The following is a 14,507-nucleotide window of genomic DNA, read 5'->3' as shown; positions in this document are numbered from 1 at the left end:
TTGCTCGCATTCACACTGCCGTCCGCCAGCTTGCTCGCATCCACGCTGCCGTCCGCCAGCTTGGCGCCGTCTACGCTGCCCTCGAGCAGGACCTCGCCGCTCAGACTACCGGCTCCCAGCTGTGCCTGCACCGCTCCGCTTGCCAGCTTGCTCGAATTCACACTGCCGTCCGCCAGCTTGGTGCCGTCTACGCTGCCCTCGAGCAGGACCTCGCCGCTCAGACTACCGGCTCCCAGCTGCGCCTGCACTGCTCCGCTCGCCAGCTTGCTCGCATCCACGCTGCCATCCGCCAGCTTGGTGCCGTCCACGCTGCCCTCGAGCAGGACTTCGCCGCTCAGACTACCGGCTCCCAGCTGCGCCTGCACTGCTCCGCTTGCCAGCTTGCTCGCATCTACCGCGCCCGCTGCCAGCTTGCTCGCATCTACACTGCCGTCCGCCAGCTTGGTGCCGACCACGCTGCCCTCGAGCAAGACCTCGCCGCTCAGACTACCGGCTCCCAGCTGCGCCTGTACTGCTCCGCTTGCCAGCTTGCTCGCATCTACCGCGCCCGCTGCCAGCTTGCTCGCATCTACACTGCCGTCCGCCAGCTTGGTGCCGTCCACGCTGCCCTCGAGCAAGACCTCGCCGCTCAGACTACCGGCTCCCAGTTGTGCCTGCACCGCTCCGCTTGCCAGCTTGCTCGCATCCACACTGCCTTCCGCCAGCTTGGCGCCGTCTACACTGCCCTTGAGCAAGACCTCGCCGCTCAGACTACCGGCTCCCAGCTGCGCCTGCACTGCTCCGCTCGCCAGCTTGCTCGCATCCACACTGCCGTCCGCCAGCTTGGTGCCGTCTACGCTGCCCTCGAGCAAGACCTCGCCGCTCAGACTACCGGCTCCCAGCTGCGCCTGCACCGCTCCGCTCGCCAGCTTGCTCGCATCCACGCTGCCATCCGCCAGCTTGGCGCCGTCTACGCTGCCCTCGAGCAGGACCTCGCCGCTCAGACTACCGGCTCCCAGCTGCGCCTGCACTGCTCCGCTTGCCAGCTTGCTCGCATCCACGCTGCCATCCGCCAGCTTGGCGCCGTCTACGCTGCCCTCGAGCAGGACCTCGCCGCTCAGACTACCGGTTCCCAGCTGCGCCTGCACTGCTCCGCTCGCCAGCTTGCTCGCATCCACGCTGCCATCCGCCAGCTTGGCGCCGTCTACGCTGCCCTCGAGCAGGACCTCGCCGCTCAGACTACCGGCTCCCAGTTGTGCCTGCACCGCTCCGCTTGCCAGCTTGCTCGCATCCACACTGCCGTCCGCCAGCTTGGCGCCGTCTACGCTGCTGTCCAGCAGCAATTCACCATGCAACCCGGCAGCGAGCAGACGCTCCGGTGCCAGCAGCCCGCGCACGAGGTGCTGCTCCGATATAACGCCCGGCTTCAGATGATGGCCTTGAAGCGTCTCCGACTTGAGATGCTTGCCGGAGAGCGTCTCCAGCGCGACCTTCCGGCCCGTCACCGCGTCCGGCGCCAGCTTGTCGGCGGTGACGCTGCTCGGCTGGAGCGCTGCGGCGTGGACTGCACCAGCGGCCAAGTGCGTGGCTTGCACGGCCTGCTCCGCGAGATGTCCGGCCTGCACGCTCCGCTCGCCCAGCTGTTCGGAGCCGACCGACGCCGACGCCAGCTTGCTCGTCGTCACTGCCCCATCGATCAGCGCCTGCTCGCCGACGGAGGCGGCCGACAAGTGGCCGGTTGCGATGCTGCCTGCGCTCAGCTTGACCCCGCTCACCGCGCCGTCTGCCAGATGGCGCTCCGCTACCACCCCTTCCGCGAGGTGACTGCCAAGTACAGCTTGCTCGGCCAGATGCCGGCTGGACACCGCTTCATCCGCCAGCGCCTGCCGTCCGACGCTGCCCGCCGCCAACGCCCGGGCATCGACTGCCTCCGCCTGCAGATGGGCGGCAGCGACTGCCGCAATCGCCAGCTTGCTGCTGTCGACCGTGCCGTCCGCCAGCTGCCTGCCTTGAACAGCGCCGGGCTGGATATGGAGATCGTGCACCGAGGCCTCCGCCAAATGGCGGGCGGACACACTGCCATAAGCCAGCTTGTCGCTATCGACGCTGCCGTCCGCGAGCTTGTCGCCGGTCACGGCGCAGGCTGTCAGCTTGTCGGTCGAGACGCTCTCCGGCGAGAGCTTGAGATCATTGATCGCATGATCGGCGATATGATGAGTCTGGACCGCGCCATCCTGCAAGTGCCGTTCGGCGATGCTCGCCGGCCCGAGCTGGGCACCGGACACCGCGTCATCTTGGAGCGCTTCGGTCGAGACGCTCCAGGGCGCCAGATGCCGCGTCTCGATCGCGCGATCGCGCAGTCTGGTCGGGCCGATCGCCTCCGCTGCCAGCGCGGCTTCCGGGATCGCACCCTCTGCGAGGTGGTAAGCCCGCACAGCGCCCGCGGCCAGCTTGGTGGCTGTCACGGCTTCCTCGGCCAACTGCAGCTCGCCGACCGCCCCGTCAGACAGACTCGCCGATGTAACGCTGCCCGGCGCCAGCTTGGTCGCATCCACCGCCTCCTCCGCCAGCTGCAAGCGCCCGACCACGCCGATGCCGATATGCTCCTCCCGCACCGCCAGCGGGGCCAGCGCCTCCGCCTCGACACTGTCCGGCTGCATGTGACGGGACGCGATTGCCTGATCCTGCAGCGCGGTCTCGCCGACCGACTCCCGGGCCAGATGAGCCGACTCGACGCTGCCTGGCGCCAGCTTGGCAGCCGTGACGCTCTCTCGACCAAGATGCTTGGTGTGCACGGCATCCTCCGCCAGCTTGGCGGAGATGATGCTTGCGTCCGCGAGCTTGGAGGCCGTGATCGCATGATCGCCGATTTTGATCGTCGTGACCGCCTGGTCCGACAGCTTGCCGGTCGTTACGGCGCCGCCGCGGAGATGCACGCTCGCAATTTCATCGACTGAGACGTGTCCGCTTTTTACGGCGCCCGGCTTCAGTTGCTCCGTTCCGACGGACCGCGGCGCGAGATGAATGCTGTCGACGCTGGCTTGACGCAATTCCCGTCTTCCGACGGCTCCCTCGCTCAGATGGTCGCTGTGCACGGCGGACGGAGCGATGTGCTTTCCCCGCACCGTGCCCTCCTTCAGATGGTCTGCCAGCAAGATATTCGGCTTCAGATGGGTCGAATCGATCGACGCCTCGCCAAGCTTGGATGAGGTGACCGCGCCGTCCCTCAGCTTGGAGCTGCTGACTGCGCCATCCGCCAGCTTGGATGTGTCGACAGCTTCGTTGCCCAGATGGGGCGTCCGCACCGCGCCGCCGGCAATCGCCTCCGACGAGATCGAGCTCGGCTCGATCAGGTCCCCGCCGATACTCCCGAGACTGAGATGACGGGCAGTGATCGATTGCTCCGCCAGCTTGTCGGCACTGATCGTGCGATCGGCCAGCTTATCGGACGTGATGCTGCCGTCTTTCAGCTTCGACCCGTCGATGCCGCGATCTCGAATATGGGTGCCGGTAATCGCGCCGGGTGCGAGATGCTCGGCCAGCACGGCTTCCGTCCCCAGCTTGGGGGAGGTGACCGCTCCGTCCGCCAGCTTGACGCTCTCTACCGCAAAATCGCCCAGCACATGCGTTACCACGCCGCCCTTGCGCAGCTGCTCCGGTCCGACCGAACCGGCCGCGAGCTTGCTCGAGGTGACGGCCCCGTTCGCAAGATCGTCGGTGTAGATGATCGGAGCAGGGCTGGCCGGCTGTCGCTTTTCGGCGATGCGTTCGATTCGTGCCTGCCGGTCCAGCGGCTTGACGGCTGCTTCATCCGCCGATTGCGCAGCCGATGACGTTGGTGCGGGTGATGCTTCGGAATCGGAAGCTGGTACGTCGGAGCCTGATCGCGCTCTGACCGCTGCCGAGATCTGCTCGGTCTCTGTGCCGTCGCCGGCGCTCGCTCCCTGCTCGTCGTACTCGATCTCATCCTGATGCGTGTCCCCCGATTGGCGCCGGGCTTGCGGTTGTGCCGACGGCCTCAGCCGGTCCGGATACCCCTGTGGAATTTCCTGCGCTTTCGCAGACGCGTCCTCCAGATTGGCCGACGCCGTCGTATTGATGGTCACGGACTTTGCGTCGTTCCTGCCTTTTCCCGATCCGTCGCGTTTCAGCTCATCCAGCCACTGGAGCTCAGAGGTTTTCGGATTATCGACATAGAATAGCGGCTTGCGCGCTCTGCTCGTCTTTCCTCTCCTTTTCTTGGCCATAGTCCTCTCCTTCTCTTGCAGTCGTTACGCTCAGCATATGCACCGCCAATTGGGCCGGTCACTCTGCCGACCGACCGGTGTTCTCGCGGGTAGCTGCAGGTTGCTCCTGTTGCTGAGCATTGCTTTCGGATCCGTATCGTTGTCAGACGTGATGGAGCTGCGCATACGCTGACGCTGCCGATTCTTGTCAATGGCCGAGAAGTCGCCGACCGAATAATAAAAAGGCCGCAATGCGGCCTCCACTAATGCTCCACTAATGCTCCACTAATGCTCCTTTAATGCTTCACTATAATTAATCGCATACCTATTACGAGTCCAGCCCCCGCCGCACCAGTAGCGTTACTTTTGCACGCTACCGGGCTCCGTCCGGTCCGCGCGAAGGTAGCGCGCGCGATGCCCGGGCCGGCCGCCGATACGGCCGGATCGGCGGCAGATGCGCCAGCGTTCCGCGCCCGCTGCCGAGCGGATACGACGCCGCGATCGCCGCTGCCACGTAGGATTTGGCGGCGCGCGCAGCGTCATCGACCGTCCGGCCAAGCGCGAGATAGGACGCCAGAGCTGCCGCCAAGGCGCAGCCTGTGCCATGGGTATGGGGTGTATCCCACCAGTCACCGGCCAGAATTTTGACGCTTCCGGCAGGTGCGCTCTCGACCGCCGCAGGATGTCCGCCCGACGCCTCCTCTCCTCCGACGAGCACGTCGACCGCCTGGCCGCGCGCTGCAGCGCCCGCCAGGTGGCCGCCCTTGAGCAGCACATAGCGCGGGCCGAGCTGCAGCAGCGCATGGGCGCAGTCCAACATGGCATCCACGCTGTCGATCGCGCCCGGCGCGCGGCCCAGCAGCAGGCACGCCTCCGGCAGATTCGGCGTCAGGACATACACGCGGGGCAGCAGGCTCCGCCTTAGCTCGGCCAGCGCCGCCGGCTCCAGCAGCGCCGCTCCGCTGGTCGCGGCCACGACGGGGTCGAGGACGAGCGGCAGCTCCGGGCAGTCGCGCAGTACTTCCGCCACCGCGCGAATCGTGTCGGCCGAATGCAGCATGCCCGTCTTGACCGCATCGGCGCCGATATCCGCGAGCACCGCCTCCATCTGAGCGCGGACCAGCGCAGGCGGGAGCTGGTGGACCTCCTTGACCCCCAGGCTGTCCTGTACGGTCACCGCTGTCACCGCGCTCATGCCGTGCACACCGAGCGCCTGCATCGTCTTGAGATCCGCCTGAATGCCCGCGCCGCCGCCCGAATCCGAGCCCGCGACCGTCAGGACGCGGGCCACCGGAGCGACAATGCCGCCGCCGGGCCGCGTAGCGGCCGTCTCGGGTCGCGCGATGCCGCTCATACGCCATGCCTCCCGGACGAGGCGTCACCGGATGATGCGTGGGCGGATGAGACTTCCCCGGATGGCGCGCCGCCGGATGGCGCCTGGGCGGATGATGCGCCGTGCGTGAAGGATGATGCACCGCGCGCGAAGCGACCCGGAGCAAAATCCGCAAGCGGCAGCGCGGGCTCCCGCTCCTCCAGCAGCTCGGCGATCGCCTCGGCCGTCGCCGGCGCGAGCAGGATGCCGTTGCGGTAATGCCCCGCTGCGACCAGCACGCGCGGCCGACCCGGCACCGGGCCGAGCAGCGGCCGGCCGTCGACTGTCGCCGGCCGCAGACCGGCCCAGCGGTGCGCGGGCTCGGCCCCTTCGAGCTGCGGCAGCAGCCGCGGCGTGACGCGCACGAGCCGGTCGATGCCGCGGGCCGTGACGCGCGTATCGTAGCCGGCGACATCCTCGGAGGCGCCGCAGACGAGCGTACCGTTCGCCTTCTCCACCCAGTACGCTTGACTCGAGAAGAGCATATGCCGGATCGTCCCGGGTGTCATTCGATAGGCGCAGATCTGCCCCCGGATCGGATGCACTGGCAGGCGCAGTCCGAGCGCCGCCGCGTAGTCCGTCGTCCAGGCCCCCGCGCAGACGAGCACCTTGTCCGCGGTCAGCGTCTCGCCGCCGGACAGTCCGATCCGCTCGTGCCCGTAGCCCGGCTCCGGGCCGGAGATGGCGCCTGCTTGCGCAATCAGGCGCACCCCCGCCCCCCGGCAGGCCAGCTCCAGCGCTTGTACGAGCAGCGGAGCGTAGACGTGGCTCTCCGCCGGGCTGTACAGCGCAGCGATCGCCGCCGCTCCGAGCTGCGGCTCGAGCCGGCGCAGCTGGGCGCCGTCCAGCAGCTCCGCGCGGGCCCCCCACGCCGTCTGCCAGCGCCATCTTGCCCGCAGATGCAGCAGATCCGCCTCATGCAGCGCCAGGCTCAGACTGCCGGTCCGCCTGTACTGGACCTCGATGCCGGTCGCCCGCTCCAGCTCCTCGAGCCACGCCGGGTAGCGCTGCAGACTGTCCTGACACAGTCGAAAAAAATCATCCGGCTGATCGGGATTCTCCGTAAACGGGGCAAGCATGCCCGCAGCCGCGCCGGACGCCTGACCGCCCAGCTCGCCGGGCTCCACCAGCGTCACGCTCCAGCCGCGACGCTGCGCCGCGTAGGCGCAGGCGAGACCGATGATGCCGCCGCCGAGCACGAGCAGGCGCGGCTTCATGGCCGCTCCCTCCGCTCGGACGTCGAGCCGGGCCCGCATACACTGCCCGCAGCCGTCGCCGTAACCGAACCATTGCCAGGCGTCCCGGATGTCCCGGGTATGCCCCGCTGCGCCCCCATGGCAGCCAGACCCGCTGCGCCGCTGTCGGAAGCGGGCGCGCGCACCGCCGTGTCTGTCGGCGCGTCTGCTCCTGCATCCCGCTCGGATGCCGCTATCGCGCGCTCTGCTGCGTCGCTCCCGCTCGTGAACCCCAATACGCCGCCGAGCATCCCCTCCGGCGTGCTGCTCGCGCTGGCGAAGGGCCGCTTCGGAATACGGCCAGACAGGTACGAGAGGCGTCCGGCCCGAATCGCCAGCGCATAGGCCTGCGCCATTCCTACCGGATCGCGGGCGCGCGCGACGGGCGTATTAGCCAGCACCGCCGCTGCTCCCAGCTCCATGGCCTGGAGCGCGTCCTGCGCCGAGCCGAGTCCGGCATCGACGATGACCGGCACGGCGAGCTCGCTGCAGATCAATCCTAGATTATAAGGATTGAGAATGCCCAGTCCGGTGCCGATCGGCGCGCCCCCCGGCATGACGGCTGCCGCCCCCGCCTCCGCCAGACGCCGGCACAGCACGGGATCGTCGGACGTGTAGGGCAGCGTGACGTAGCCCAGCGCCGCGAGACGCTCGGTCGCCCGCAGCGTCTCCAGCGGATCGGGCAAGAGCGTGCGCGGATCGGCGCTGATCTCCACCTTGATCCAGTTGCCGAGCCCGGCCGCCCGCGCCAGCTCGGCGATCCGCACCGCTTCGTCGGCGTTGCTCGCCCCGGAAGTATTCGGCAGATAGCGCAGCGCGCGACCTTCCAGATGCTGCAGCACCGAATCGTCCTCCACGTGATCCAGATTGACGCGGCGCACCGCGAACGTGATGACCTCCGCGCCGCTGGCGGCCAGCGCCTGCTGCATGATCGCAGGCGACGGGAAGCGCCCCGTCCCCAGGAAGAAGCGCGCGCTCAGACTCGCCCCGCCGATCCGCAGCGGATCCACCTCTGCATGGTCATGCTCGATCATACCCTCAACCTCCTCCCACAAAATGAACCAGCTCCACGCGCGCGCCCGCCGACAGCCTCTCCTGCGCCCACTGCGGCTGCGGTACAATGCGCCCGTCGAGCTCGATGACGAGCCGTCGTCCGTGCAGACCGCGACGCCGCAGCAATTCGCCGAGCGTGCGGGCCTGCACTTGCTCCTCGCGGCCGTTGAGCATAATGCGTCTGGCCGCGTCCGCCTCACCCCGATGCGCGCGCACCCGCTCGGCGAGCGTCCGGCTCACGCGCTCGGCATCCGGGCTGCCGACAATTGCAGAGACCGCGCTGATACAGCGCGCCCCGGCTTCGAGCACCTCCGCCACATTGGCCGTCGTGATGCCCCCGATCGCCACATGCGGGATGCGAATCTCCGCCGCTACCGCCTGTACATAAGCCGGCGTCACCGGCGCAGCATCTGGCTTGGTCCCGGTCGGGTAGACCGGACCGGCGCCGATGTAGTCGGCGCCGCCTGCTTCAGCTTCACGCGCCTCGGCCAGCGCATGGGTCGAGATGCCGATGAGGCGGTCTCGACCGAGCCTTCGGCGCGCCGCCGCGAGCGGCAGGTCGCCTTGTCCGAGATGGACGCCGTCCGCCTCCGCCGCCAGTGCCAGCTCGACATCGTCGTTGACGATCAGCGGCACGCCGTAGCGGCGCGTCAGCCGCCTTAGCGCCTGCGCCTTTTCCAGTCGCTGCTGCGGCTCCGAATGCTTGTCGCGGTACTGCAGCATGTCCGCGCCGCCGCGCAGCGCCGCCTCCATCACTTCGATCAGATCGCTGCCCGGATGACAGCCCTCCGCCGTAATGGCATACAGCGCCATATCCTGCAGATATTCCGGCCTTGTGCTCATATCGTTGTCCTCCTCCCGCCGCCTTGCGCAGCGGCGCCTGCAGTCTCCGGATCGACGAACTTGCCGCAGAGCGCCAGCGCCTCTTGGGCATCGGCGGTCCCCTGCACGAGCACCCGCCCGTCGCCGAATAGCACGAGTCTTCGTCCGTCCTTCAGCTCCGCCCGTACGAGATAGGGGTTGGCCGCGACCTCCAGCCCTCTTGCGACCAGCCGCTCCCCCCACTCCCGCAGCGCCAGCGGCACCCCGAGCGTCACCTGCACCGTATCGCGACCGCACAGTACCGTCGCCTGCGTCTGCCCCGGCTGCCCATCGGATCGCACGGTTGTCTCGCCCCGCGGCGCAGACCGCGCGTCCCGGCGTTTCGCCACGCGCTCCTCGGACTCGGCACGCTCCCCGTGTCCCACCGGATGCCCGGCCAGGCGAGCGGTCGGTGCACGCTGCTCCGCTGTGCGGGCTGCCGGCCCGCCAGCCTCCGCCATACCCGTGTAGCGCCGCTCGACTGGAGCTGCGACCGCGGAGCAGCCGCCCCCGCCGCAGACCGGACAATCGTCCGCCGGCTCCGGGAGGGCCAGCTCGCGCAGACCGAACGGCCACAGCTCGAAGGCGACCAGCGTGCGACGCAGCGCCGCGGCATCCCCCGCGAGCCACTTCAGCGCCTCCGCAGCCTGCAGCGCGGCGGTGAACTCCACCGCCGGCCCGATCACGCCGAGCGACTCGCAGGTCAGGCCGTCCGGCGATTCCGGCGCATCCGCGCCGATCAGACAGCGCAGACAAGCCGTTCGCCCCGGCTCCAGCAGCGCGCTCATGCCCCCGCTGCCGGCTACGCCGCCGTAGACCAGCGGCAATCCGCGCCGGTAGCAGGCCTCGCTGAGCAGCAAGCGCGTCTGCGCATTATCCGTGCCGTCGAGCACGAGCTGGACGCCCGCCAGCAGCGGATCAAGCGAGCCCGCATGGACGTCCAGCACATGCGGCTCGACGCGCACCGCGCTGTTGATCGCTTGCAGCCTGCGCGCCGCTGCGACGGCCTTGGGCAGCGAGGCGCGGGCGTCGTCCTCGTCGAACAGCGTCTGGCGCTGCAGATTGCTCAGCTCCACATAATCGCGGTCCGCGAGCCGGACGGAGCCGACTCCCGCCCGTACGAGATGCTGGGCCAGCGAGGCGCCGAGCGCGCCGACGCCGACGATCAGCACGACGGCCGCCCCGAGCCGGCGCTGCCCTTCCCGGCCGATCGGCGCGAAGCGCAGCTGCCGGGAGTAGCGCGCCTCCGCGTCCATTGCCGGATCGCTCGCAATTGGCCGCGCCTCGGGTCCGGGGCGCCTGGCTTCTTTAATGCACTTGTCGCCATCCCTTGTCAGTGCGCCGGGCCACGTGGCGCCAGGCCTCATGGTATCGGGCCCCATGGCACCGGGTCCCGTAGCACAGCCGCTCCCCGGCTCAGCCATAGATCGAGCCGCCCGACGCCTTGAAGGCCTCGGCCTTCTCCCGCATCCCGGCCTCGATGGCCGCCTCGGTCTCCAGCCCATTCTCCTTGGCATAGTTGCGAATATCCTGGGTGATGCGCATGCTGCAGAATTTGGGTCCGCACATCGAGCAGAAATGCGCCGACTTGGCCGCATCGGCCGGCAGCGTCTCGTCATGGTAGGCAATCGCCCGCTCCGGATCAAGCGCCAGGTGGAACTGGTCCTGCCAGCGGAAGTCAAAGCGCGCCCGGGAGAGCGCGTCGTCGCGCAGCCGCGCGCGCGGGTGGCCCTTGGCCAGATCGGCGGCGTGGGCGGCAATTTTGTAAGTAATGACGCCTTCCTTCACGTCGTCCTTGTTCGGCAGACCCAGATGCTCCTTCGGCGTGACGTAGCACAGCATCGCCGTGCCGTACCAGCCGATCATCGCCGCCCCGATCGCCGAGGTGATATGATCGTAGCCCGGCGCGATATCCGTCGTCAGCGGCCCGAGCGTATAGAACGGCGCCTCGTCGCACATCTCCAGCTGCAAGTCCATGTTCTCCTTGATCAGATGCATCGGCACATGGCCCGGCCCCTCGATCATGACCTGGACGTCATGCTTCCAGGCCAGCTTGGTCAGCTCCCCGAGCGTGCGCAGCTCGCCGAACTGCGCCTCGTCGTTGGCATCGGCGATCGAGCCCGGCCGCAGGCCGTCGCCGAGCGAGAAGGCGACGTCGTAGGCCTTCATGATTTCACAGATCTCTTCGAAGTGGGTGTAGAGGAAATTCTCCTCATGATGCGCCAGGCACCACGCCGCCATGATCGAGCCGCCCCGCGAGACGATCCCCGTCACGCGCTTCGCCGTCAGCGGCACGTAGCGCAGCAGCACCCCAGCGTGGATCGTGAAGTAGTCGACGCCCTGCTCTGCCTGCTCGATCAGCGTGTCGCGGTACACCTCCCAGCTCAGCTTCTCGGCTTCGCCGCCGACCTTCTCCAGCGCCTGATAGAGCGGGACCGTGCCGACGGGCACCGGCGCGTTGCGGACGATCCACTCACGCGTCGTATGGATGTTCTTGCCCGTGGACAGATCCATGATCGTATCGGCGCCCCAGCGGGTCGCCCAGGTCATCTTCTCCACCTCTTCCTCGATCGACGAGGCGACGGCGGAATTGCCGATGTTGGCGTTGATCTTGACGTGGAAGTTACGGCCGATGATCATCGGCTCGCTCTCGGGGTGATTCACATTGGCGGGAATGATCGCCCGGCCCTCCGCCACCTCGCGGCGTACGAATTCGGGCTCCATGCCCTCGCGGATGGCGATGTATTCCATCTCCGGCGTGACGAGGCCGCGCCGCGCATAGTGCAGCTGCGTGACATTACGCCCTTTGCTGGCGCGCAGCGGCCGGCGCGCCAGACCGGGGAACTGCGCCTCGCCCTTCTCGCTCGCACGTTCGGCGCTCACGAAGCCGTTGTCCTCCGGCCGCACGACGCGGCCGTCATACGCTTCGACGTCGCCCCGCTCGGCGATCCAGCCGCTGCGCAGCGCAGGCAGCCCGCGCCGCACATCCGTCTCGCAGGCGCTGTCGGTATACGGACCGCTCGTGTCGTACACGCGCAGCGGCGGCTCCGGCTGCGCGTCGGCCCCTCTGGGCGCGCTGAGCGCAATCTCGCGCATCGGTACGCGCACATCCGGCCGCGTCCCCTCTACATACACCTTGCGGCTGCCGGGCAGCGCACTTGTTTCGATCGCCATAAAAAAATACCTCCTGAGGAAAGGATTAGAATCCCTAGGAGGCGCGCGGGAGCCGATCCGATGCCGGAGCGGCGCTGCGCGGCGGTAGCAGCCTCGCCCCGAAGGACGGACAGCTGCGGCCGCGCATCAAAAAAGCCGCTCCGGCATAGGAGCGGCTGAATAGTCCGTTGGCATGGGGCGCGGCGCCGCAGCATCGAAAGCACGGGGCCCGGGCAGCGCGGAGCTGCTTCTCGGAGTCGCCTTCGGTATCCGCGTGATCCGGCGCGCGCTGCGAGCACGGCCGATCAAGCCTGCGCCTCGCGTTGATCGCCAAGGCATATCCCACTTTCCTACGCTGGCATAACCCAGATCAGGTTCGAAGGGACCAAGGTGAAGCGGATGTGCCGGCCAGTGGCCAACCAAGCGACTTCACCTTATCTCAGCCCGTTAAGGGCGCCCCTAGTGGATTCTTGGTACTGACTATAATACGCCTGGCGTAACCTTGTCAAGCGTCAACCTCCGCCACCACCCCGGCCTCCTCGAGAAGCATGCGCCAGCGCTCGGCCACATGCGCCCATGTGAAGCGCTGCTCCACCCGCTCGCGGCCGAGCCGCCCCATGTGCTCGCGCAGCGCGGGATCACGCAGCAGCGGCAGCAGACGCTCCGGCAGCTGCGCGCCGAGCGCATCGGGGTCGAGCAGCCAGCCCGTCTGGCCGTCCTCGACGATCTCGACGATGCCCCCGGCCCGCGTCGCCACGACCGGCAGGCCGCAGGCCATCGCCTCGACATTGACGAGGCCAAACGCCTCGCGGGCGGCCGAAGGGACGAGCGCGACGTCCGCTGCCAAATACCAGTCGGGCACCTCGTGATACGGCACGTATGGCACAAAACGCACATGCCCCGGCCAATCCCGGCCGAGCCGCTGCAGCCGCTGCGCGTAGGCTGTCTGCCGGTGCGAGCCGTAATACGGGCTGCCGACGATGACCAGCAGCAAGGCCGGGTGCTCGGCCACCAGCTGCGGCATCGCCTCCAGCAAGTGGTGCACGCCCTTGATCGGGATCAGCCGTCCCACGAACAGCGCCACCTCGCGTCCCTGCCAGCTCCGCTCAGCCCGCAGCGCCTCCCGGCGCGCCGCTCCTTCGGGTGTGAACGGCGTGGCGAACCGATCCGGGTCTACGCCCAGGTGTACGACGCGCAGCTTGGCCGCCGACTCCGGCGCTAGCTCCGCGATCCGCTCGCCGAGATAGGCGCTGTTGACGACGATCCGCTCCACGACCCGCAGGCTGCGCCGCAGCCGGGCGCGGCTGATGGCCGCCCCCTCCACGAACGTCGTCGAGTGCAGGCTGAGCCACAGACGCGTGCTCCGGGAGCGGGCCCGCAGCGCCAGCGCATGGGCTGGACGATTCTCCACCACTGCGACCGCCGCCCGTCGGCGGCGCAGCGAGCTCGCGACCGCCCTTAGATACCTCATGCGCGAAGCGGCCGGGAAGCGGAGACAGCGCGCAGCGCCGAGCCGGCCGCTGCGACCGAGTCCGCGCGCCGTCTTGCCGTAGATGAACGGGCGCACATGCGGCGCCAGCCGCGGCGCGACCTGCTCGACGACGCGCTCGACCGAGCTGCTGGACGGCGACGGGACGGCGAATGAGCCTGGCGTGACGAACGCGATTGTCGGTGGCGCGTGCTTCGGCGAGACGTCGCCACTCGCGCCGGAAGCAATCTTCAACACAGCCGCACGTCCCCGCTCAATCATAGTGGAAGCCACCTGCCTCTCTCCAGTCCTACTTCTACAGTCAGCATACGGTGTGTGACACGAGAATGTGTCGGCTTGGGCAATCATCTCTTAAACGATATTCGCGCTAGCAGCCAATGTTTGTTCGTGGTTGTGATAATTTGTTGCCTGGCTCTCCCTCGTTGCCGTAATCTATATAGGGTGGGAGGTGGAATTATGCTATTACATATTCGCAGCGGTGAGCATTACCCTGTTTCTTTCCTGCAACTGCAACCGTATGACTTGAATCAAATGCAAGATTGGAATGAGGCTTTGGATTGGTCGATCTATTTTGGGGATCGCTCTGTTGAAGTGTATAAGATGGTTATACGCGGCAATCCTGTTATACAAGGGGCTATAGCTCTTGAGCGTCGCGAAGATCATGTTTGGGTGCAGCTCATCGAAAGCATCCCTATCCAGCGCAAAGAGTTTAGCTGGATTGGATTACATTTACTTGCCTTTGCTTGCAAACGGAGTAGTGAGTTTGGCTTTGAAGGCGCTGTCGCCTTGCAGTCGAAGATAAGGCCAACCTTGTTACAGTATTACACAAATGTCGTGGGTGCATCACATTTCGGCGGCGGGCTGATCGTCATTAACGAAGCTGTCGCCAAACGGCTCATTATGCTATACTTATCTTAAAGAGGTGGTGATGATCGTGGTGAAAAAATATTTTGCTGTTGACCTTGATGATGTTGTCCATCAGTATGCTGACGGTCATTATGTGCAGCAATCTCTACCCGGCCCCAATCCGGAGCGCGATAAAAGGGTCAGTGACGCGCTTGCGAAGCTGAAAAAGGATAAATCTGCTGCTAAGGTTCGCCCATGAAGGCGACCCTTTTTTATTCCGTGTTACTACATAT

Annotated in this window: 9 protein-coding genes, 1 pseudogene and 1 riboswitch; of the genes and pseudogenes, 2 read left to right on the top strand and 8 right to left on the bottom strand. The window is 67.2% G+C overall.

Features of this window, described 5'->3' with window-relative positions:
- From IDH44_RS23605 to IDH44_RS23570, 8 genes and pseudogenes are all read right to left on the bottom strand, one after another.
- A partial coding sequence (locus IDH44_RS23605) for a hypothetical protein (RefSeq protein ID WP_397326834.1) occupies positions 1-4,226 on the bottom strand: 4,226 nt, incomplete at its 3' end.
- 352 nt (positions 4,227-4,578) lie between these two features.
- The gene (gene thiD, locus IDH44_RS23600) at positions 4,579-5,559 is read right to left on the bottom strand and encodes a bifunctional hydroxymethylpyrimidine kinase/phosphomethylpyrimidine kinase (RefSeq protein WP_190921290.1); all 981 of its coding nucleotides are present in this window, start codon (positions 5,557-5,559) and stop codon (positions 4,579-4,581) included.
- Entirely contained in the window at positions 5,556-6,794 is a 1,239-nt protein-coding gene (thiO, locus tag IDH44_RS23595; RefSeq protein ID WP_190921289.1) for a glycine oxidase ThiO, read from the bottom strand. Before thiO ends, thiD begins: the two co-directional genes overlap by 4 nt.
- Positions 6,795-7,066: 272 nt before the next feature.
- Positions 7,067-7,846, bottom strand: a pseudogene (locus IDH44_RS23590) (thiazole synthase); the annotation flags it as partial.
- Between the two features lie 4 nt (positions 7,847-7,850).
- Positions 7,851-8,708 carry a thiamine phosphate synthase gene (gene thiE / locus IDH44_RS23585; RefSeq protein WP_317890244.1) on the bottom strand — a complete coding sequence of 286 codons (858 nt, stop codon included), beginning with the start codon at positions 8,706-8,708 and terminating at the stop codon, positions 7,851-7,853.
- Positions 8,705-10,093, bottom strand: a complete 1,389-nt coding sequence (locus IDH44_RS23580; RefSeq protein WP_223869979.1) for a ThiF family adenylyltransferase — start codon at positions 10,091-10,093, stop codon at positions 8,705-8,707. The genes thiE and IDH44_RS23580 overlap by 4 nt, the downstream gene beginning before the upstream one ends.
- 49 nt (positions 10,094-10,142) lie before the next feature.
- Positions 10,143-11,900 carry a phosphomethylpyrimidine synthase ThiC gene (gene thiC / locus IDH44_RS23575; protein WP_190921287.1) on the bottom strand — a complete coding sequence of 586 codons (1,758 nt, stop codon included), beginning with the start codon at positions 11,898-11,900 and terminating at the stop codon, positions 10,143-10,145.
- Between the two features lie 309 nt (positions 11,901-12,209).
- A riboswitch (TPP riboswitch) is annotated at positions 12,210-12,350 on the bottom strand.
- A 34-nt stretch (positions 12,351-12,384) separates the two neighbouring features.
- Complete coding sequence (locus IDH44_RS23570; protein ID WP_190921286.1) at positions 12,385-13,629, bottom strand: glycosyltransferase family 4 protein; 1,245 nt, start codon at positions 13,627-13,629, stop codon at positions 12,385-12,387.
- A 195-nt stretch (positions 13,630-13,824) separates the two neighbouring features.
- Between IDH44_RS23570 and IDH44_RS23565 the strand changes: the two genes are divergently transcribed.
- Both IDH44_RS23565 and IDH44_RS23560 read left to right on the top strand, forming a co-directional pair.
- Positions 13,825-14,286, top strand: coding sequence for a hypothetical protein (locus IDH44_RS23565; protein ID WP_190921285.1), 462 nt, complete (start codon positions 13,825-13,827; stop codon positions 14,284-14,286).
- 10 nt (positions 14,287-14,296) lie between these two features.
- Positions 14,297-14,473 carry a hypothetical protein gene (locus IDH44_RS23560; RefSeq protein WP_190921284.1) on the top strand — a complete coding sequence of 59 codons (177 nt, stop codon included), beginning with the start codon at positions 14,297-14,299 and terminating at the stop codon, positions 14,471-14,473.
- Positions 14,474-14,507 lie beyond the last annotated feature (34 nt).

It is taken from the genome of Paenibacillus sabuli, assembly GCF_014705605.1.
Lineage (GTDB): Bacteria > Bacillota > Bacilli > Paenibacillales > Paenibacillaceae > Paenibacillus_D > Paenibacillus_D sabuli.
Note: the sequence above shows the minus strand (reverse complement) of the source record. Positions and strands in the feature narration are given on the sequence as shown.